We start from the raw sequence: 19,180 nt of genomic DNA on the forward strand, positions 1-19,180 counted from the left end.
GGGAGCTCTGCGCGGATCCGTGAGCGGCGAAGCCGCACCGGAGCACTCCGGTGCGGCTTCGCCATGAGGTCGAACGCGCTGGCGCACAGGACACGTTCGGCTCGTCACTCAGCAGGTGCCTGCTTTGCTTGTGGGGACGACGGATCTGCGATCGCATCCGCTGTCAACATTGCAGCAGTGAGACGACGGAACCCTGCGGGGAGGCAGGGCGGGGGCTGGCGCCAGAAAAGTCTTCCGTCAGGGACCATTGAAGCTCCGTCGTGGCTGCGACCACCGACCCACCCGGAGTTTCAGTGCCCCGTCACCGTGGTGAGGGGGTCGTGCTCATGCGCGCAGCTCTCGCAGGAGCCGTAGGTGTCCGAGGCAGGGAAGGGATCGGAAGCGGGCAGAGGTGCGCCTTCCTGCAGAGGGTGTGAACACCGTGTCGCCGGGCACAAGGACTATCGCACCGAGGTCCTGGCATTCGGAGCTGGTCGGGATCTACCCACTAACGGACGAACTCAGGCCCTTGTGAAGCTCATACGCACACGCGCCTGAGCCGAAATTGACGATGGGGTTTTAAATGATCATTCTTGGGCTTATTCTGCTGATCATCGGCCTGCTTGTTGGTATGGGTCTGCTGACGACGATCGGTGGCATCCTCATTCTGGTTGGCGCCATCCTGTGGATCCTGGGTGCGACCGGTCGCGCAGTCGGTGGACGCAAGCACTTCTTTTGAGGTCAGGGCGCCTCACCAACTCTCTGCGACGAGTGACGTGTCCGTGACTCCCTCCGCGTCGGAAAGTCCACACCATGAGGAGCTTCTGGACCACTCGAGGCCGGGACGAGGTGAGAGCCCGGCCAGAGAGACAGTTGGGGACCCCGTGGGCGGGGCCATGCGCCGCACGCCCTGTCTCGTTGGCGATGGGTTTGCCCTGAGCCGGGCCCTGCCCGCCGGTCGTCGAGGGCAGAACCTGGCTGCGGAGTGAGGCGGATGCCGCCGCTTTGGTCAGGAAGTGACGGGCGTGCTGCATCGGTGCCCAGAGTGCCCGCCCGATCAAGCTGAACCCCGTGCAGGAGAGCCTGGGGCGCGGGGTGGAACGGGCTCCGGACCACGGTGCGCTCGGGCCCGTCCAGGAGGAGCGCGTTGTGCACGACGCCGATGCCGCTCTGCACGTCGTCGGGGGTGTGCCCCGGGAAAGCATCCCAGGAGGCGGTTGCGGTGAGATAGCCGACGCCGGTCCAGGCGGGCAATGGTGCCGTAGCGGATCGAACACCTTGGTGTTGCGCGGCATGGGGAACTTGTCGAAGGCCGACCGGTCGACATCGAGATCACGTAAAGCAGGTACGACTCCCCGGTCTCGCCCAGGACGTTGGCGCCGAACGCCCCGCCCCGCTCCGGCCAGGCGGGTGGCGGCGTCGACCGCGTGCTGGACCAGCGCGTCGAGGCCGAGTTCGGCGGCCAGCGGTCTGGCCCGGGCCCGGGCCAAGTCCGGTGACGGCCCGGTGCACAGCGCCCGTATGTACAAGCTCGCCAAGGACTCCGCGGTCAAGGCCCGCACCCAGGCGATCAACCAGCTCAAGGCCGTCCTGGTCATCGCCGACCCCGCCCTGCGGGAACGAATGTCGAGCCTCGGCAGCGCCGAGCTGTTCCGCACCTGTGCGCGCCTCGGCCCACCCGACGGTGGGGGAGACGAGGACGCGGTGATCCAGGCCACCCACATGACGTTACGCATGCTCGCCGAGCGCATCGAACAGCTCACCGCCCCTTGCGGAGTCAGCCCCATCGAGTATTCCTCCGGCCGACGGCGCACGCGCCGGCTCAACTACGGCGGCGACCGGCAGGCCAACGCCGCCCTGCACCGCATCGTCTTCACCCGGCTGCGCCACGACCCGCGCACCCAGGCGTACTACGAACGCCGTACCCAGGAAGGCAAGACCCGACGTGAAATCATCCGGTGCCTCAAGCGGTATGCCGCCCGCGAGGTCATCAACCTGGTCAGACCGGTTTCCCGCACCCCCGCGTTATAGGGGCGTCTGTGTGATGCGCGGGTGATATGGCGAGGGGCCTTGCCTCCGGGCACCCCCGGCCCCGCACGCCCCCGAGCCCCGCGACTCCCCGCCACCGTGCGCCCCCCGCTCCCGACCAGGCCGGAAGCGAGGGGCGCACCCGTGTGCGCCATCCCCTTCAGCTCTTTCGTATGACTTTTTTCGTCAGACTCTTGAATACGTACTACCTATGGCGTAACTTCCCGAGCGTCTCAACGAGGAGTTGCCATGGAAGCAATAGAGCCGGTTTACGGCACGGCCACGCTGCTGCTGATCGCAGCGGGGGCGGTGGCCCTGCTGCTCTTTCTGATCATGAAGGTGAAACTGCACGCCTTCGTGTCACTGGTCCTGGTCAGCGTGCTGACCGCGCTCGCAGTCGGTTTCCCGCTTGCCGACATCCCGGACGTCCTGATGTTCGGCTTCGCCGATACGCTCGGCTCGGTCGCGCTACTGGTCGCCTTCGGCGTGATGCTCGGGCGGCTGCTGGAAGTCACCGGCGGCGCCCAGGTGCTGGCGGACACCCTGATCGCCCGTTTCGGTGAACGCCGGGCACCGCTCGCGCTCGGTGTGGCGGCGCTGCTCTTCGGCTTCCCGATCTTCTTCGACGCCGGGCTGGTCGTCTTTCTGCCGATCATCCTCACCGTGGCCCGCCGCTTCGGCGGTTCGCTGCTGTTCTACGCGCTGCCCGCGGCCGGTGCCTTCGCGGCCATGCACGCCATCGTGCCGCCGCACCCGGGTCCGGTGGCGGCCACCGAACAGCTCGGCGGTGACATCGGCGTCACACTGCTGATCGGTATCCCGATCGCCCTCGTCGCCTGGTACGTCGGCGTCTACCTGGTCTCCCGCTTCCTCGGTGCCCGGGTGTTCGTCTCCGTGTCCGACGTGGTCTTCGGTGCCGCCCGCGACGCGCACGGCCGTACGGACGCGGAGCGTGTAGAGAACGACGACGCCCCCGGCAACGACGACGCCCCCGGCAAGGCGGGTGTCCCCGGCGAGCGTGGTGTCCGCCTCGGGCAGCAGCCGCCGCGCTTCGGTACGGTTCTCGGCCTGCTGTTGATTCCGCTGGTCCTGATCTCCTGCGACACCGTGCTGGACACCCTGGGCACGGCGGGCACGCTCGACGCCGATGAGGGGTTCCCCGCGTTCCTCGGGCTGCTCGGCACGACGCCGGTCGCCCTGATGATCACCGTCATCGTCGCCATCATGGTCCTGGGGAAGCCCCGTACGTCCATGGAGGGCGTCCGCAAGATCGTGGACGAGGCGCTGGGGCCGATCTGCGCCATCATCCTGATCACCGGCGCCGGCGGCATGTTCGGCGGAGTGCTGGAGCTGAGCGGCATCGGGGACGCGCTGAGCTCCTCGCTGTCCGACCTCGGGTTCTCGCTGATCCTCCAGGCGTTCATCATCGCCACGCTGCTGCGGGTGGCCCAGGGCTCGGCCACGGTCGCGCTGACCACCACGGGCGGCCTGATCGCCGGTTCGGTCGGCGAGGCGGGGCTGAGCAACCCGCAGATCGCGCTGCTGGTCGTCGCCATCGCCGCGGGCGCCACGGTGCTCTCGCATGTGAACGACTCGGGCTTCTGGCTGGTCAGCCGGTTCTTCGGGATGGACGAGAAGACCACCCTGAAAACCTGGACGGTGATGGAGACGACGCTCGGTCTCTCCGCGTTCGCCGTCGCGCTCGGCCTCTGGGCCGTGATCTGACGCCGGTGTGCCGGCGCACCGGTGGCGGCCGTCACCGACCGTTACCGGTGGCCATCGGTCCACGGGGCACCCCCGCGCTCCTGCAGCGGGGGTGCCCCGTGCCTCACGGCGCGTGACCGTCCGGTCTCACGGCGCCAGAACGTCCAGCTCCGCCATGGCGCCCACGGTGATCTGCCGGGTCAGCTCCTCCGCGACGTCCGGCTCCCCGGCCCGTACCGCCTCGGCGACCCGCACATGCAGGGTGACGGCCGCCGGATCCGGGTCGGAGAACATCACCTGATGCTGTGTACGGCCGGTCAGCACGGCGGCCACCACGTCCCCGAGCCGAGCGAACATCTCGTTCCGCGACGCCCGCAGAATCACCCGGTGGAAGGCCACATCGTGCACCAGATAGCCCTCGAGCTGCTGACCCCGCGAGGTGGCCACCATGCCCAGGGCGTGCTCGGTCAGCCTTGCGCACTCCTCGCCGGTGGCGAGCTGTGCCGCCAGCCGGGCGGCGGCCGGTTCCACGGCGGACCGCAGCATGGTGAGCGAACGCAGTTGCCGGGGCCGGTCCGCGCCCTGCAGGCGCCAGATGATGACCTGCGGGTCGAAGACGTTCCATGCCTCGGTCGGCAGCACCGTGACTCCCACCCGACGGCGCGACTGCACCAGATGCATGGATTCCAGCACGCGTATCGCCTCGCGCATGACCGTACGGGACACCTGGAAGCGGGCTTCGAGCTCGTCCGTGCGCAGCACGCTCCCCGGTGCGTAGTCGCCACCGGTGATGGCGGGGCCGAGGGTGGCGAGCACTTTCGCGTGCAGACCTTGGTGCTGCTGCTTGTTCATGACACTCAACCTACGGGTCACTCTCCCCGAATATGTATGACTTTTGCGCCATCTTTTCCTGGATACGTAGCATCTATCGCATTGGATGTACTGGGCAAGAAAACGGAGGCAGGACAAGCGAGGAAGTGATGTCCGCAGCGTCCGCAGCGCAGCAGGTCGTGGTCGTGATGGGGGTGTCCGGCACGGGCGAGTCCACCGTGGGTCAGCCGCTGGCCACCCGGCTCGGCGTGCCCTACGCCGAGGCCGACGACTTCCACCCACCGGCGAACATCGCCAAGATGTCCGCCGGTACGCCGCTGGACGACACCGACCGGGCGCCCTGGCTCGACGCGATCGCCGCGTGGGCGCGGGAGCGGCAGGCCGACGGGCCCGGCCTGGCCGGTGTGGTCGGCTGCTCGGCGCTCGAACGGAGCTACCGCAACCGGTTGCGGGCGGCCGGGGCCGGGTTCTACTTCCCGCACCTGCGCGGGTGACCGCGAGCTGATCGCCGGGCGGCTGGCCGGGCGCCACGTCATGCCCAGGCGCTGCTGGACTCGCAGTACGCCACGTTGGAGCCGTTGGAGGCGGACGAGTGCGGGACGGCGCCCACCGCGGACGCACGCCTCATGGTGGTGGGCGGACGGGACGTCGGCTCTCGTGTTCTTCAACGCCTGCCGAAGTGCCGGGGAGATCGACTGGTTCGGCGAGAGCCTTGAGCGGGCACCCCAGTCCCTCAACGCGGGAGGCGGGCCCTTCATCGGCACTCTCCGGCCCGTCCGGTCACGATCCGCATTGCAGTTCGCCGAGGCCTGCTACGACCAGTTCATTGCGCACCGCCAGCCACTCGGTCAGGCTTCCCTGGAGGCCTGGCAGACCATCCGTGACTTGCACGGCGGCGATCCGACGTGGCCGGCCTACGCCGTGTCCGGCAGCCCGCTGCGACCGCGTGCACCACCGCTTGGAGGGAGTGAGCACGGGAAGGATCCGGTCTTCCCGAAGCGGCCCGTCTTCTCGACTGTGGCCCAGATCGCCGTTCCCCCGGACAACCGAGTGGCGACTGAACGCATCTTCAAGATCGAAGCAAGCCGCGGGACGGCTACGGTCGAAGAGGAGATCAGAACATGGAAGAGGCTGCGGGTTCGGCGGTCGTGCGCGTCCTGAAGGGCGTGGGCTGGCTCGCGTTCAATGTGGTCGGCACGGTGGGCGACATGCTCGCCACCCACATCCCGTGGAAGAAGCGGAGCCGGCGCTCCACGCAGGGGTAGCAGCGCCCCGGAACACAGCGCGCTGCCTCTTCCTGGCGTGGCGGTCTCTCCAAGTTCCCCACCGCTGCCGTGCCGGGAGGTTGCCGGTCTTGTGGGCCGCTTCAGCGGGCTGCGATCATCCCGGCATGGACTCGCGTGTGGTGGGGATACCCGAGGTCGACGGCACCGAACAGGTGGTCGTGGTGATCGATGTGATGCGGGCGTTCACCACCGCGGCATGGGCCTTCCACCGTGGGGCAGCCAAGATCGTCCTCGCTGCCGACGAGGACGAGGCGCTGGCGGTCAAGGCGGGTCACCCGGGCTGGCTCGCGCTCAAGGACGGGGCATCCGCCGACGGCTTCGACCTGGTCAACTCCCCGCGCCTGATCCAGGAGGCCGACCTGGTCGGTCGCACGGTGATTCAGAAGACCACCGCGGGAACGGTCGGGGCCCTGGCCGTCGTCGAGGCGAAACTGGCGCTGTGCGCCAGTTTCGCCGTGGCCGGTGCCACGGCCCGGGTCCTGACGGACACCGGCACCGACTCGGTGACCTTCGTCGCCACGGGCGAGGACGGCCGTGCCGCCGAGGACCTGGCCTGCGCCGAGTACCTGGACCGGCTCCTGGCCGGGAACCGTCCCGATCCCGGCCCCTATCTGCACCGCGCCGCCACCTCCCCGGCCGCGGACGACCTGCGCGGCGGGCGGCGCCGTGGTGCCCACCCCGCCGATGTGGAGTTGTGCTTGGAGGTGGACCGGTTCGACTTCGCCATGAAGGTCGGACTCGAGGAGGGGACGGCGGTGCTGCGGCCGCTGCGGACCCGCCCGGACGCGGTGTCCGCCGCAGACCGCGCACGGTGACCGACGAGCCGTTCCCGCCCGGCAGAGGCACAGGCACAGGCACAGGCCCAGGCACCGGAACCGGCACCGGCGTCGACGCGAGGCGGAGGATGCGGAGGGAGAGGACGGCCGGCTTCCGGAGAGGCCGGACCGTCGGCACGGGGCTCGACAAGCGTGCCTACCGCTTCCGTGGCCCCGTCACCGCTTCGGCGGGTTCTGCGGCCTCGACCGCCTCGTAGAAGACGGGGGCGTCGGGAAGGGTGTGGGCTCGCCTTCGCCGCGGGTGGGCCGGCGGGGCGAGGGCGGGTTCCCCCGGCCATGACGGGCCACGGCCGCGTCGGCCCCGCCGCGAGCCAGTCTCGCCCCAGCGAGCGCGGCCGGGTGCCGCGGCACCCGGCCGGCCGGAGTGGCCGGCCGCCCGCCGGGTACCCGTACCGGGCCATGGGACAGCACCAGGGGAGACGAACGCGCGTGGCCTTCGAATCCGTACGGGGCACCCGGACGATGTGACGCCGGCCGGGGAACCGAATGCCCCCGGCGGGGCGCGGAGATCGTCCTGGACGGTCGGCTCCCGCCGGTGGCGTGCCGCGACTGGCTGCCCGGGACGGTGCGGAGCAGGGCGGCGGCAGCCCCGACCGGCCGTGTGAAGCCGCGCGGCTCGCACGCCGTCTCCCTCGTGAGAAAGGCGGATACCCGGTCATGCGATTCCACGACCGCCGGGAAGCCGGCCAGGAACTCGCCGTCCGCCTCCGGGAATGGGCCGGCGACGGCGACCTCCGAGACCTCGTCGTCCTCGCGCTGCCCCGGGGCGGCGTGCCCGTGGCCGCCCAGGTCGCCCGGGTACTCGGAGCGCCCATGGACGTGCTGGTCGCCCGGAAGATCGGCGTTCCCGGCCAACCGGAGACGGGCATCGGCGCGATAGTGGGCGACGATCCGCCGCTGTTCGACCGGCGGGCGCTCGACCTGCTCGGCCTGGACGAGAACCGGCTCCTCCCGGATGTGGCCCGCGAGCGCGCCGAACTGCACCGTCGCGCACTGCTGTACCGGGGCGACCAGTCACCGCCCGAAGTCGGGGACCGGACCGTCGTCCTCGTCGACGACGGACTCGCCACCGGCGCCACCGCCCGCGCCGCCCTGCGCCACCTGCGCCGTCTGCGTCCCGCGCGACTGGTCCTGGCCGTCCCCGTCGGCGCCGCCGAGACCGCGGCCGAAATGGAGTCGGAAGCCGATGACGTGATCTGCCTGCACCGGCCGTCGGACTTCCGGGCGGTCGGCCAGTGGTACGACGACTTCGAGCAGGTCGGTGACGACGAGGTCGTCGAGGGTCTCCACGCCTACGGTCGCTCCCCGCACCAGCGCTGAGGGACGGGGCGAAGCCACACTACGGGTGTCACGGGCGCCATGGGCGTCATGGGTGTCATGGATGTCGCCGGGCGTCGTCGGGCGTTCGCCGGGCCGAAGTTGACCTTGACACGGTGACAAGGTCTTGACTGCGGCCCAGGAGGTGACCCGACGACATGACGAAACAGAACCAGGTCGCGCATCAGGCTCTTCGGCAACTGGAGGACAGCAGTTCCTCGGTGCGGCTGCGGGCGGCGCTGGCGGCCGGTACGAGCCCCGACCCCCGATGCGTCGACGCGCTCGTGCGACGATGCGCGGTCGAACCCGAATTCCACGTGCGTGACATGCTCACCTGGGCACTCGCCCGCCACCCGGCCTCGGTCACGCTGCCGGCCCTGCTCGAGGAACTCCGCTCGGAGCGTGCGCAGGCACGGAGCCAGGCCCTGCACACGTTGTCCAAGATCGGGGACCGGCGAGCGTGGCCGGCCATCACCCGGGCGCTCGTGACCGACGCCGACGACGAGGTCGCGCGGAGCGCCTGGCGGGCAGCGGTGGTGCTCGTACCGGAGGGGGAGGAGCACGAGTTGGCCGAAGCGCTGGCGACACAGCTCGGGCGTGGAGGGCGGGAGACGCAGTTGAGCCTGAGCCGGGCGCTGAGCGCGCTCGGTGAGGTGATCGCGCCGGCCCTGAGCGCCGCGATGACGGGTCCCGATCCACGGGTGCGTCGGCACGCGATCGCCACGGAACGGCTGTTGCGTGACCCGGATGCCGGGTTCGACTTCGCGATCGAGGAGGCGAAGCGCATCCTGGCCCTCGGCGGGACGGGCCGGGAGGCGTGACAGCGGGACGGGCCGGGAGGCGTGACAGCGGGACGGGCCGGGAGGCGTGACAGGCAGTGTTGATCGGTGAGGTGGCACGACGGTCCGGGGTCAGCGCCCGCATGCTCAGGCACTACGAGTCGCTCGGCCTGGTGCGGCCGACGGGCCGCACCGGTGCCGGGTACCGGGAGTACTCCGACGAGGACATCCGGCGGATCTTCCACATCGAGAGCCTGCGGGCGCTGGGGCTGTCGCTGCGTGACATCGGGCGCGCGCTCGACGATCCCGGCTTCACGCCCTCGGAGCTCGTCGACGACCTCGTCCGCCGGACGCGGGAACGCATCGCGCGTGAGACGGAGCTGCTCACGCGGCTCCGCCGGATCGGTGCCGCGGAGCCCGCCGGCTGGGAGGACGTCCTCCAGACCGTGGCACTCCTGCGGGCGTTGGGGTCGAAGAGCGCCGGAACGCGCCAGCGGGCCGCCCTGTCCTCGGTCGACGAGATGCCGGTGCCGGTGGAAGCACTGGCCGAGGCGGCGCTGAGGGAGACCGACCCGAACGTCGCCGGAGCTCTGCGATGGGCTCTGGCACACTCGGGTGACGGCGGACTGGCGCTGCTGGCCGAGGGACTCGGCTCGCCCGAGCCCGAGGTGCGCGAACGTGCCGTGCAGTCCATCGCCGAGATCGCGGACGGTGCGGCGACCGCACTGCTGCGGGACGCCCTCATGAACCATCCCGACACCGTGGTCCGCAGGTATGCGGCCGTGGTGCTCGGGACACGTGGGGTGGCCGAAGCGGTTCCGATCCTCGTCGACATGGTCGTCGAGGAGGCCCACGACGTCGATGCGGCCGATGCGCTGGGCGCGCTGGCGCGTGATCCCGCGTTGGCGGACCGGATCACCGCCGGGCTCGTCGCACGCCTCACCCGTGGCACCGCCGGTCCGGCCGCGCGCCGACGGCTGGCACAGGCGCTCGCGGACATCCCGGGGGTCTCGGCGGCACGTGCCCTCCTGGATCTGGCCGAGGACGAAGACCGTGCCGTGGCGCTCACCGCGACCTATGTTCTCGAGCTGCGCGGAGCACGGTGACGGATCTTCGTCAGCCCCGGGGCGCCGTGCTCTGCCGAACGACGAGGTGGGTCGCCAGTGCGATGCGCTGGGCGGTCCTGCCGGGCTCGTCCGGGCGGAAGAGCATGCGGGCCGCCTCCTCGGCCATGTGCCGCAGCGGCTGGTGGACCGTGGTCAGTGGCGGGCTCGCCCACTGGGCCAGCGGCACGTCGTCGTAGCCGACCACCGAGAGGTCCTCCGGCACCCTCAGGCCCGTCAACCGGGCGGCCTCCAGTACGCCGAGGGCCTGGAGGTCGCTGCCCGCGAAGATCGCCGTCGGCCGCTCGGGGCCGTTCAGCAGGTCCATGGCGTGCTCGAAGCCGCTTCGCACATGGAAGTCGCCGAAGCGGACGAGGCGCGGGTCGGTCGGCAGGCCCGCCATGGTCATGGCCGAGCGGTACCCGTCGAGCCGGGCCAGTGAGCACAGCATGTCCTCGGGTCCGGTGATGACCGCGACGCGTTCGTGTCCGTGGCCGGTGAGATGGCGTGTCGCCGCGAGACCGCCGGCCCAGTTGGCGGAGCCCACGGACGGCACGTCGGGGTCGGGGTCGCCGGCCGGGTCGACGATGACGAACGGGATGTCCCGCGCCCTGAGCCGGTGCTTCACCTCGGCGGGCAGCGACGAGAAGACCAGCACGACACCCAGCGGCCGGCGCCGGAGCACACCCTCTATCCAGTCGGGTGCGGGTGCGTGCCGGGTGCCGCTCCTGGTGAGCACCACGGTGGCCCGGTTCGCCTTGGCGACGCTCTCCACGCCCCGGACGAGTTCCATCGCCCAGACGCTGTCCAGTTCGTGGAAGACCAGCTCGACGAGTGGCGAGCGAGGTGGGGCGGAGGTCCGGCGACGGTAACCGTGGACCTCCAGAAGGCTTTCGACCTTGGCCCGGGTGAGGCTGGAGACATCCGAACGACCGTTGAGGACCTTCGAAACTGTCGGAGGGGACACCCCCGCTTCTTTCGCCACCTCGGCCAGGGTCACCCTAGCGTCCACCTCAGCTTCGTCGTGCATAGCGGCAGGATAGGCCATGCCGTGGATAACGTTTTGAGCCGGAGCGTGCAGGGCCATTGACCAGAATTCCCGTCTGACTTTACTGTCCGTCAGCATGGACTTTCGGTGATGGTGCCGAAACTTTCGAAAGGCGAACGATGAAGACACGTGCGCGCTTGCCCAGACTGGTCGCCTGCGGTGCGACGCTCGCCCTGGCGCTGAGCCTCGCGGCCTGCGGCGACGGGAGCGGCGGGGCGTCGTCGGACGACGGCAAGATCCATGTCCTGGTCTACGGGGACGCCAGCAACAAGGTCGAGAAGCGGATCGTCGACACGTTCAACAAGACGTCCGACGTCAAGGTCGTTCTCGACACCATCCCCGGTGCCGACTACCAGCAGAAGCTCCAGACGATCATCAGCACCCCCCAGGCGCCGGACGTCTTCTTCAACTGGGGCGGCGGCAGCATCAAGCCGTTCGTCAAGGCCGACCTGCTGCTGCCGCTCGACGACATGATCAAGAAGAACCCGGACCTCAAGAGCAAGTTCCTGCCCAACGTCTTCGAGAGCGCGGTCGTGGACGGCAAGTCCTACGGCATCCCGATGCGCGGCACCCAGCCGATCCTGCTCTTCCACAACAAGGCGGTCCTCGACAAGGCCGGCGTCCAGCCGCCGAAGACCTGGGACGAGCTGCTCGACGTGGTGGGCAAGCTCAAGGACGAGGGCGTCACCCCGATCGCGCTCGGCGGCGGCGACCGCTGGCCGACGCAGATGTGGTTCCAGTACCTCTACGACCGCGTGGCCGGCCCCGAGCTGTTCGAGAAGGCCGTCGGGGGCGACAAGAGCGCCTGGGAGAGCGCGGACAGCAAGAAGGCCCTGAGCATGCTCGAGGAGCTCGTCGACGCCGGCGCCTTCGGCAAGAACTACGACTCCGTCAAGTACACCAACGGCGCCTCACCCGCGCTGCTCGCCTCCGGCAAGGCCGGCTTCGAGCTGATGGGCTCCTGGTACTACTCCCAGCAGCAGACGGACGCCAGGGAGTTCGCCGAGAAGAACCTCGGCTACGCCGCCTTCCCGACCGTCGAGGGCGGCAAGGGCGATCCGGCCAACATCGTCGGCAACACCAACAACTTCTACTCGGTGCTGAAGAAGACCGAGCACCCCGAGGCCGTCGCCGAGTTCCTGAAGCTCATGTACTCCGACGAGTTCGTCAAGGCGCAACTGGACATCGGCAACCTGCCGACCACGACCAACACCGACGAGTTCATCGAGACCTCGGCCACCCCCGAGTACTCCCGCTTCCAGTACGACCTGGTGACCGACGCGCCGTCGTTCCAGCTCTCCTGGGACCAGGCGTACCCGCCGTCGGCGAGCGCGCCCATGCACCAGGCCGTGCAGCAGTTCTTCAACGGTCAGTTGGACGCCGACGGCTTCATCAAGGCCATGCAGGCCCTCCCGACCGAGTGAACGGCTCATGACCACACAGATCACGAGCGCCCGTCCCGCCGCCGGGCCCCGCAAGGGAGCCCGGCGGCGGCCGGACGGCTACTCCGCAACCAACGTGGGACGCCCCGGCTTCACCTGGGCGCTCCCCGCCACCGTGTTCTTCGCCCTGTTCGCAATCGTCCCCCTGATCATGGTCGCGGTGCTGTCCTTCATGAGCTGGAACGGACTCGGCTCGCCCGAGTTCGTCGGCATGGACAACTGGTCGCGCCTGGTCGACGACCCGGTGATGCTCAAGAGCATCTGGCTGACCCTGCTCCTGACCGCGCTCGGCGTGGTCATCCAGACGCCGCTGAGCATCGTGCTCGGCGTGTGGGCCGCCGGTCACCAGCGCAACCGCGCCGTGCTGTCGGTCATCTACTTCGTACCGCTGCTGCTGTCCGCCACGGCCGTGTCCGTGCTCTGGCGGGCGCTGCTCGACCCGAACTTCGGCATCCCCGCCGACGCCGTCTGGCTGTTCGGCGACGGGAACCTGTTCGGTGAACAGGCCACCGCCATCGGGGTGCTGGCGTTCGTGAGCACCTGGCAGTTCACCCCGTTCCACACCCTGATCTACCAAGGTGCGGCGCGCGCCGTCCCGCAGGTGCTGTACCAGGCGGCGGAGATCGACGGGGCGGGCCGCTACCGGCAGTTCTTCCACATCACGCTGCCGCAACTGCGCACCTCGATGATCACCTCGATGATCCTGATGATCGTCGGCGGCCTGACCACGTTCGAGACGGTCCTCATCCTGACCCAGGGCGGACCGGGCACCGACACCACGATCAGCGCCTACTACATGTACCAGAAGGCCTTCAAAGGCTTCGACTTCGGCACCGGCTCGGCCATCGCCCTCGCCCTGGTCATCGCCGCCACCATCATCTCGCTGATCGTCGTCCGGGTGTCCGGCTACGACAAGATGCGCGGCTCCATGGAGGGTGTGTCATGAGGCGCCGCCCCAACTACCTGGCCGGCGCGGGCTCCCTGGTCTGGCTCTTCCTGGTCGGCCTGCCGCTGTACGTGATGCTCGCCGCGACGCTGCGCACCCGCACGGACTACGCCGCGAACGGTCCGGTGTCCATCCCGGACAGCTTCACCCTGGACAACTACACCAGCGCCTTCGACTCCGGTTTCGGCCAGTACTTCTTCAACACGCTCGTCGTCACCGTGTGCGTGATCGGCATCGTCCTGCTGCTGGTCCCGCCACTCGCCTACGCCATCGTGCGCAGCCACGGAAGGGCCACCTCGGCGGTCTTCCGGCTGTTCCTCCTCGGGCTCGCCATCCCGGCCCAGGCCGTGATCGTGCCGATGTTCTACCTGATCAGCGAGGCAGGGCTGTACGACAACCTGCTCGGCGTCATCCTGCCCACGGCGGCGTTCTGCCTGCCCATGTCGGCGCTGATCCTCAGCGGCGCGATGCGTGACATCTCCTCGGAGCTGTTCGAGGCCATGGCCATGGACGGTGCCACCCCGCGACGCATGTTCTTCCAGCTCGTACTGCCGCTGTCCCGTGGCGGGCTGTCCACCATCATCGTGTTCTCCGCCCTCCAGGCGTGGAACGGCTTCCTGTTCCCCCTCGTCCTGACCCAGTCCGACTCCACCAAGGTGGTCACCCTGGGTCTGTACAACTTCCAGACCGAACACGGCATCGACATCCCCGGTCTGCTGGGAGCCGTGGTGCTGTCCATGGTCCCCGTCCTGCTCGTCTACCTGTTCGCCCGTCGCGCCCTGGTCCAGGGTCTGATGGGCGTCGGAGGAAAGTGATCGCCAACGTGGCCGTTGAGACCACCCCCGAAGTCCCCCTCTGGAACGACCCCGCCCACTCCGTCAGCACCAGGGTGTCCGCACTGATCGACGCGATGACCCCGGAAGAGAAGATCGCCCAGTTGTACGGCGTGTGGGTCGGCGCGTCCGACGAGGGCGGCGACGTGGCCCCCCACCAGCACGACATGGAGGAGGCGGTCGACCTCGACACCCTCCTGCCCACCGGACTGGGCCAACTGACCCGCCCCTTCGGCACCGCGCCCGTCGACCCGGCGCTCGGCGCGCTCTCCCTGCTGCGCACCCAGGCACGCATCGCCTCGGCCAACCGCTTCGGCATCCCCGCCGTCGCCCACGAGGAGTGCCTGGCGGGCTTCGCCGCCTGGGGCGCGACCGCCTACCCCGTCCCGCTGTCCTGGGGCGCCACCTTCGACCCGGACCTGGTGCGGGACATGGCCGCCGCCATCGGCCGCGACATGCGGTCCGTCGGCGTCCACCAGGGCCTCGCGCCCGTCCTGGACGTGGTGCGCGACGCCCGCTGGGGCCGGGTCGAGGAGACCATCGGCGAGGACCCGTACCTCGTCGGCACCATCGGCACCGCCTACGTCCGCGGACTGGAGGGTGCCGGGATCGTCGCCACCCTCAAGCACTTCGTCGGCTACTCGGCCTCCCGCGCCGGACGCAACCTCGCCCCCTCGCCCATGGGTCCGCGCGAGCGCGCCGACGTCCTGCTGCCGCCCTTCGAGATGGCGATCCGCGAGGGCGGGGCCCGGTCGGTGATGCACTCCTACACCGACACCGACGGCGTGCCCGCCGCGGCCGACGAGACCCTGCTGACCGGGCTGCTGCGGGACACGTGGGGCTTCGACGGAACCGTCGTCGCCGACTACTTCGGCATCGCCTTCCTCAGGACGCTGCACGGCATCGCCGCCGACTGGGCGGGCGCCGCCGGCGCGGCGCTGCGGGCGGGCGTCGACGTCGAACTGCCCACCGTCAAGACGTTCGGCGCGCCCCTGGTGGAGGCCGTCGCCGCCGGCCGCGTACCCGAGGCGGTGATCGACCGCGCACTGCGCCGGGTACTCACCCAGAAGGCGGCGCTCGGGCTGCTCGACCCGGACTGGAACCCCGTGCCGCCCGCCCTGGACGGCACCGACCTGGACGACCTGGACGCTCTGCGCGGCAGGATCGACCTCGACGGTCCCGGCAACCGCGAGCTGGCCCGCACGGTCGCCGAGGAAGCGGTCGTGCTGCTGAGCAACGACGGCACCCTGCCGCTGGACCGGCCGCGCCGCATCGCCCTGATCGGGCCCAACGCCGACGAGCCCACCGCCGTACTCGGCTGCTACTCATTCCCCCAGCACATCGGCGTGCACCATCCCGAGACCCCGGTCGGCATCGAACTGCCCACCCTGCGGGACACCCTGGCCGCCGAGTTCCCCGACGCCGAGGTCACGGTCGTACGCGGCACGGGCGTCGACGACGGCGATGTCTTCGGCATCCCCGAGGCGGCGCGGGCGGCCCGGGACGCCGATGTCGTCGTCGCCGTCCTGGGCGACCGCGCCGGACTGTTCGGCCGCGGCACCAGCGGCGAGGGCTGCGACACCGAGTCGCTGGCCCTGCCCGGCGCGCAGCAGCAGCTCCTCGACGCGCTGCTCGACACCCGCAAGCCGGTGGTGACGGTGCTGCTCACGGGGCGTCCCTACGCTCTCGGACGGGCCGTGGAGGAGTCCGCCGCGATCGTGCAGTCGTTCTTCCCGGGGGCGGAGGGCACCGCCGCCATCGCCGGGGTGCTCGGCGGACGCGTCAACCCCTCCGGCAGGCTGCCGGTCAGCGTGCCGCGCGGAGCGGGGGTCCAGCCGGCCACCTACCTCGGAGCGCGGCTCGCGCACGCCAGCGAGGTGTCCAACGTCGACCCGACGCCCGCCTTCGGCTTCGGACACGGCCTCACGTACACCACGTTCGCCTGGAGCGACCTCGTGACGCACACCGGGGTAGCGGCGACCGACGGCGAGTTCTCGCTGGCGTTCACCGTCCGCAACACCGGCGACCGGCACGGCACCGAGGTCGTCCAGCTCTACCTGCACGACCCGGTCGCCTCCGTCGTCCAGCCGGTGCAGCGCCTCGTCGGCTACACCCGGGTGCCGCTCGCACCCGGCGAGGCGCGTCGGCTACGCGTCACGGTCCCGGCCGACCTCGCCTCCTTCACCGGCCGCGACGGGCGCCGGGTCGTCGAACCGGGCGACCTGGAGCTGCGGTTCGCCGCGTCCAGCACCGACCCGCGCCTGACGGCCACGGTCACCCTCACCGGCCCGGAACGCCCCGCCGACCACACGCGGCGCCTGCACGCCGTCTTCGGCCGGGCGGACACCGCCGACGCCTGATCCGCCGGCGACGACGAGCGGTGCTCACGGCAACTCGCCCGTGAGCACCGCTCGTTGGGTACGGCGTCTGTGGGGCGGAGCGGGCGGGGCGGGCCGCTCCGGCGCCCCGAGCGCTCGTACGATGGGGGCATGAAGCGATGTCCAGCCGGACGCTGCCTCCAGGTCGTCGGTGTGGCACACGGCGCCGTCGGCGCGGTGCTCTACCGAGACGTGCTCGCCGACATGGCGCGCGCGAACCCCCTCGGCTCCGTGCCCGACCGGGGCGACCGCGCCACCGCCTTCTGGTTCCTGGCCGCCGCGCCCGCCCTGTGGATGGGCGGCCGGCTGCTGCGGTCCGCCGAGGAGCACGGGGACATCCCGGCCCAGCGCGCCGCGGGCGTCGTGCTGACCGCCGTGGGGCTGGCGGGCACCGCGGCCGTGCCGAAGGGCGGCTTCCCCGCCCTGGCGGGGCTCGGCGGCCTCCTGCTGCGCAGGTCCCGGCGCCGCTGAGCCACAGGGCCGGCGCGGGGAGCTCCTTTCGGCGGACGACGTCTACGGCGTTCTCGCGCATGGTGCCGGTGAAGGGGGGGCGCAGACGGCGTACTTCGCCGTCACCCAGTGGCCGGGGAACTCCTGCACCCCTCCACTCCCGGGTCTGCGACCGGAAGCGCACCCGGCACCGCCCGACGCGTTCGCCGGTCGTCCGTCGTGGCGGCGTCAGCGGCCGCGCAGCACGTCGAGCACCTGGAGCGCCACGTGCAGTTCGGTGCGCTGATCGCCCGAGTCGAGGTCCCGGCCGAGCAGCCGCTCGATCGTGCGCAGCCGTTGGTAGACGGTCTCCCGGGAGAGACCGCCGAGGCGGGCGGTGACGGTCTTGTTGCCGGCGGCCTCCAGATATCCGCGCAGGGTGGTCACCAGGTCGGTGCCGTGGCGGGCGTCGTGGTCGAGGAGCGGGCCCAGCCGCCGTTGTGCGTAGTCCTGGATCCTGGTGTCGTCGCGGAGCGCGAACAGCAGGCGGCGCAGGCCGATGTCGGACCGTTCGTGGAAGGAGCGGTCCGGCGGGAGGGGCTCACCGGGCCCGGTGGCCTCGGCCACCCGGGCCGCCTCGCGGAACGAGCGGGCGACGTCGGCGAGGTCCGGGGCCGGGGAGCCGACGCTCACCGTCGTCCCCGGCGCCGGGGCGAGCGCGACGCGGCTCAGCCGCTCGACGGCCTGCCGCCAGGGCCGGGAGGGGCGCAGCGCCAGCAGAACGCCGAGGCGGGTGGGGGCGAGGAGTCCGACGAGTGCCTGGTGTCCCGTCGCGTCGAGTTCCTCGGAGAGGCGGGCCTCGGCTCTCGCCGTGTCCTCCCGTGCCGGTACGTCCACGAGGACGGCGACGAAGCGGGTGCGGTCCGTGGGCAGCCCCAGCGCCGCGACCCGGGCGCGCGCGTCGGCGGGGGAGCGGTGGCGCTGCTCGACCAGGTCCCGCAGGGCGTTCCGGTGTGCCGTGCGCTCCCACGGGGCGGATCGGGTGAGCCGGGCGATGGTGAGGGCCATCGCCGTTCTCTCCAGCACGGTGACGTCCTCGGGGCCGAAGGACGGGGCGGCGGTCGTGCCGGGCGGGCCGGGGAGCATGGCCACCCGCCCCCAGCGCTCCCCCTGGTACTCCACCGGGGTCACCAGCCAGCCCCCGGGACCGAGGACTTCCGTGTGGTCGGCCGGCGGGGTCGCCCGGGAGCGCCGCTCCCAGCCGGTGAGCGCGGCCTCCACCGTGCCACCGGAGGGCTCGCAGACCAGTGCCCGGTGGACCAGGTTCTCCAGCACGACCGTGCGTCCGCTCATCTCCGCCGCGGCACGCACCACGTCCTCGGGACCGGCGCCGCGCAGGGTGAGGGCGGTGAACGCCTCGTGGACGCGCTGGGTCCTGCGCATCGCGTCCGCCTGGTTGCCGAGGATCAGCGCGTGGACGACCTGCGTGACCTCCAGGAAGTTGACGTCCTTCGCGAGCGTGACCAGGGGCAGGCCGTGGGCTCGGCAGGCGTCGACGAGGGCGTCGGGCGGCCGGTGGTAGCGGCGTACGAGCTCGATGACCAGGGCGGCGGCACCCACGGCGGCGAGTTCGCCCACGTAGCGGCGCACACCGGCGGCGTCGTCGGGCAGGGGCATGCCGGTGGTGAGGACGAGTTCGCCGCCCTTGAGGAAGGAGGCCGGGTCCGTCAGTTCGGTGATGTGCACCCACCGGACCGGACGGTCGACGCGGTCCACGCCGGTGACCACCCGCGGGCCCCCGCCGGCCAGCACGGGCAGTGCGAGCACGTCGGCCACGGTGAGCGGACGGCCTGCCGGGTCCGGGCACCGCACGGCCCTCGGGGCACCGGGATCGCCCGCGGCACCGGAGTCGTCCGGGGCACTGCCGGCGCCGTCCGGAGCGCTGGCATCGTCCGGTGTGCTGGGGTCGCCCCGGACACCGGGGCCGTTGGGGGTGCTGGGGTCGTCCGGGGTATCGGGGCCGTTGGGGGTGCTGGGGTCGTCGGGGGCGCTGGGGCCGTCCGGGGCACCGGGATCGTCCGGGGCGTCGGAGCCGCGCTCCGGGTCCGGGTGCGGGTTCTCGCTCACGGTGCCTCCCTGCGCGCGCGCCCTTGTCACTCTGACAAGCCTCGCTGACCTGCGCAAGAGCGTCCGGGCGGCGGACGCCGCGCCTGACGGGCGGTGCACCGCGACCCGGGCGGT

The 19,180-nt window shown here is 71.1% G+C and carries 15 protein-coding genes and 2 pseudogenes; 14 read left to right on the top strand and 3 right to left on the bottom strand.

The genetic code is table 11. The features are described from left to right. Positions 1–562 precede the first annotated feature (562 nt). From B1H29_RS32850 to B1H29_RS32865, 3 genes and pseudogenes are all read left to right on the top strand, one after another. The gene (locus tag B1H29_RS32850) at positions 563–718 is read left to right on the top strand and encodes a hypothetical protein (protein WP_010059700.1); all 156 of its coding nucleotides are present in this window, start codon (positions 563–565) and stop codon (positions 716–718) included. A gap of 791 nt (positions 719–1,509) precedes the next feature. Beyond that, positions 1,510–2,010: pseudogene (locus tag B1H29_RS40270) on the top strand (transposase); the annotation flags it as partial. 246 nt (positions 2,011–2,256) lie between these two features. Continuing rightward, positions 2,257–3,732 (top strand): GntP family permease, encoded by a 1,476-nt coding sequence (locus tag B1H29_RS32865; protein ID WP_055420488.1) that lies wholly within the window; start codon positions 2,257–2,259, stop codon positions 3,730–3,732. 126 nt (positions 3,733–3,858) lie between these two features. Here B1H29_RS32865 and B1H29_RS32870 read toward each other — a convergent pair whose 3' ends face one another. Next, positions 3,859–4,563, bottom strand: a complete 705-nt coding sequence (locus B1H29_RS32870) for a FadR/GntR family transcriptional regulator (RefSeq protein ID WP_055420487.1) — start codon at positions 4,561–4,563, stop codon at positions 3,859–3,861. 128 nt (positions 4,564–4,691) lie between these two features. Between B1H29_RS32870 and B1H29_RS32875 the strand changes: the two are divergent. The 6 genes and pseudogenes from B1H29_RS32875 (at position 4,692) to B1H29_RS32895 (ending at position 9,866) form a co-directional block, all read left to right on the top strand. Further along, positions 4,692–5,258 (top strand): annotated as a pseudogene (locus tag B1H29_RS32875) (gluconokinase). 405 nt (positions 5,259–5,663) lie between these two features. Further along, positions 5,664–5,807: a hypothetical protein gene (locus B1H29_RS38270; protein ID WP_159027865.1), complete on the top strand. Its 144-nt coding sequence runs from the start codon at positions 5,664–5,666 to the stop codon at positions 5,805–5,807. A gap of 125 nt (positions 5,808–5,932) precedes the next feature. Then, on the top strand, positions 5,933–6,643 hold the full coding sequence (locus B1H29_RS32880; RefSeq protein ID WP_055420484.1) for a 2-phosphosulfolactate phosphatase: 711 nt from the start codon (positions 5,933–5,935) through the stop codon (positions 6,641–6,643). 678 nt (positions 6,644–7,321) lie between these two features. Further along, complete coding sequence (locus B1H29_RS32885; protein WP_055420483.1) at positions 7,322–7,984, top strand: phosphoribosyltransferase; 663 nt, start codon at positions 7,322–7,324, stop codon at positions 7,982–7,984. A 155-nt stretch (positions 7,985–8,139) separates the two neighbouring features. Next, entirely contained in the window at positions 8,140–8,802 is a 663-nt protein-coding gene (locus tag B1H29_RS32890; RefSeq protein ID WP_055420482.1) for a HEAT repeat domain-containing protein, read from the top strand. A 56-nt stretch (positions 8,803–8,858) separates the two neighbouring features. After that, positions 8,859–9,866, top strand: coding sequence for a HEAT repeat domain-containing protein (locus tag B1H29_RS32895; protein WP_055420481.1), 1,008 nt, complete (start codon positions 8,859–8,861; stop codon positions 9,864–9,866). A 10-nt stretch (positions 9,867–9,876) separates the two neighbouring features. On the opposite strand, the gene B1H29_RS32900 is transcribed toward B1H29_RS32895, so the two are convergent. Then, positions 9,877–10,893 carry a LacI family DNA-binding transcriptional regulator gene (locus B1H29_RS32900; protein WP_167392572.1) on the bottom strand — a complete coding sequence of 339 codons (1,017 nt, stop codon included), beginning with the start codon at positions 10,891–10,893 and terminating at the stop codon, positions 9,877–9,879. Positions 10,894–11,030: 137 nt separating this feature from the next. Here B1H29_RS32900 and B1H29_RS32905 point away from each other — a divergent pair, with 137 nt between their 5' ends. The 5 genes from B1H29_RS32905 to B1H29_RS32925 all read left to right on the top strand — a co-directional run bounded on the left by B1H29_RS32905 (position 11,031) and on the right by B1H29_RS32925 (position 16,981). After that, positions 11,031–12,335, top strand: a complete 1,305-nt coding sequence (locus B1H29_RS32905; RefSeq protein ID WP_055420479.1) for an ABC transporter substrate-binding protein — start codon at positions 11,031–11,033, stop codon at positions 12,333–12,335. 7 nt (positions 12,336–12,342) lie between these two features. Continuing rightward, positions 12,343–13,299 (top strand): carbohydrate ABC transporter permease, encoded by a 957-nt coding sequence (locus B1H29_RS32910; RefSeq protein ID WP_055420478.1) that lies wholly within the window; start codon positions 12,343–12,345, stop codon positions 13,297–13,299. Beyond that, positions 13,296–14,114, top strand: coding sequence for a carbohydrate ABC transporter permease (locus B1H29_RS32915; protein WP_055420477.1), 819 nt, complete (start codon positions 13,296–13,298; stop codon positions 14,112–14,114). The genes B1H29_RS32910 and B1H29_RS32915 overlap by 4 nt, the downstream gene beginning before the upstream one ends. After that, entirely contained in the window at positions 14,111–16,492 is a 2,382-nt protein-coding gene (locus B1H29_RS32920; RefSeq protein WP_079160591.1) for a beta-glucosidase family protein, read from the top strand. The genes B1H29_RS32915 and B1H29_RS32920 overlap by 4 nt, the downstream gene beginning before the upstream one ends. A gap of 129 nt (positions 16,493–16,621) precedes the next feature. Next, complete coding sequence (locus B1H29_RS32925) at positions 16,622–16,981, top strand: DUF6463 family protein (protein WP_055420476.1); 360 nt, start codon at positions 16,622–16,624, stop codon at positions 16,979–16,981. A gap of 207 nt (positions 16,982–17,188) precedes the next feature. On the opposite strand, the gene B1H29_RS32930 is transcribed toward B1H29_RS32925, so the two are convergent. Next, positions 17,189–18,811, bottom strand: a complete 1,623-nt coding sequence (locus B1H29_RS32930; RefSeq protein ID WP_055420905.1) for a PucR family transcriptional regulator — start codon at positions 18,809–18,811, stop codon at positions 17,189–17,191. Positions 18,812–19,180: the final 369 nt, after the last annotated feature.

This window comes from Streptomyces pactum, from assembly GCF_002005225.1.
Lineage (GTDB): Bacteria > Actinomycetota > Actinomycetes > Streptomycetales > Streptomycetaceae > Streptomyces > Streptomyces pactum_A.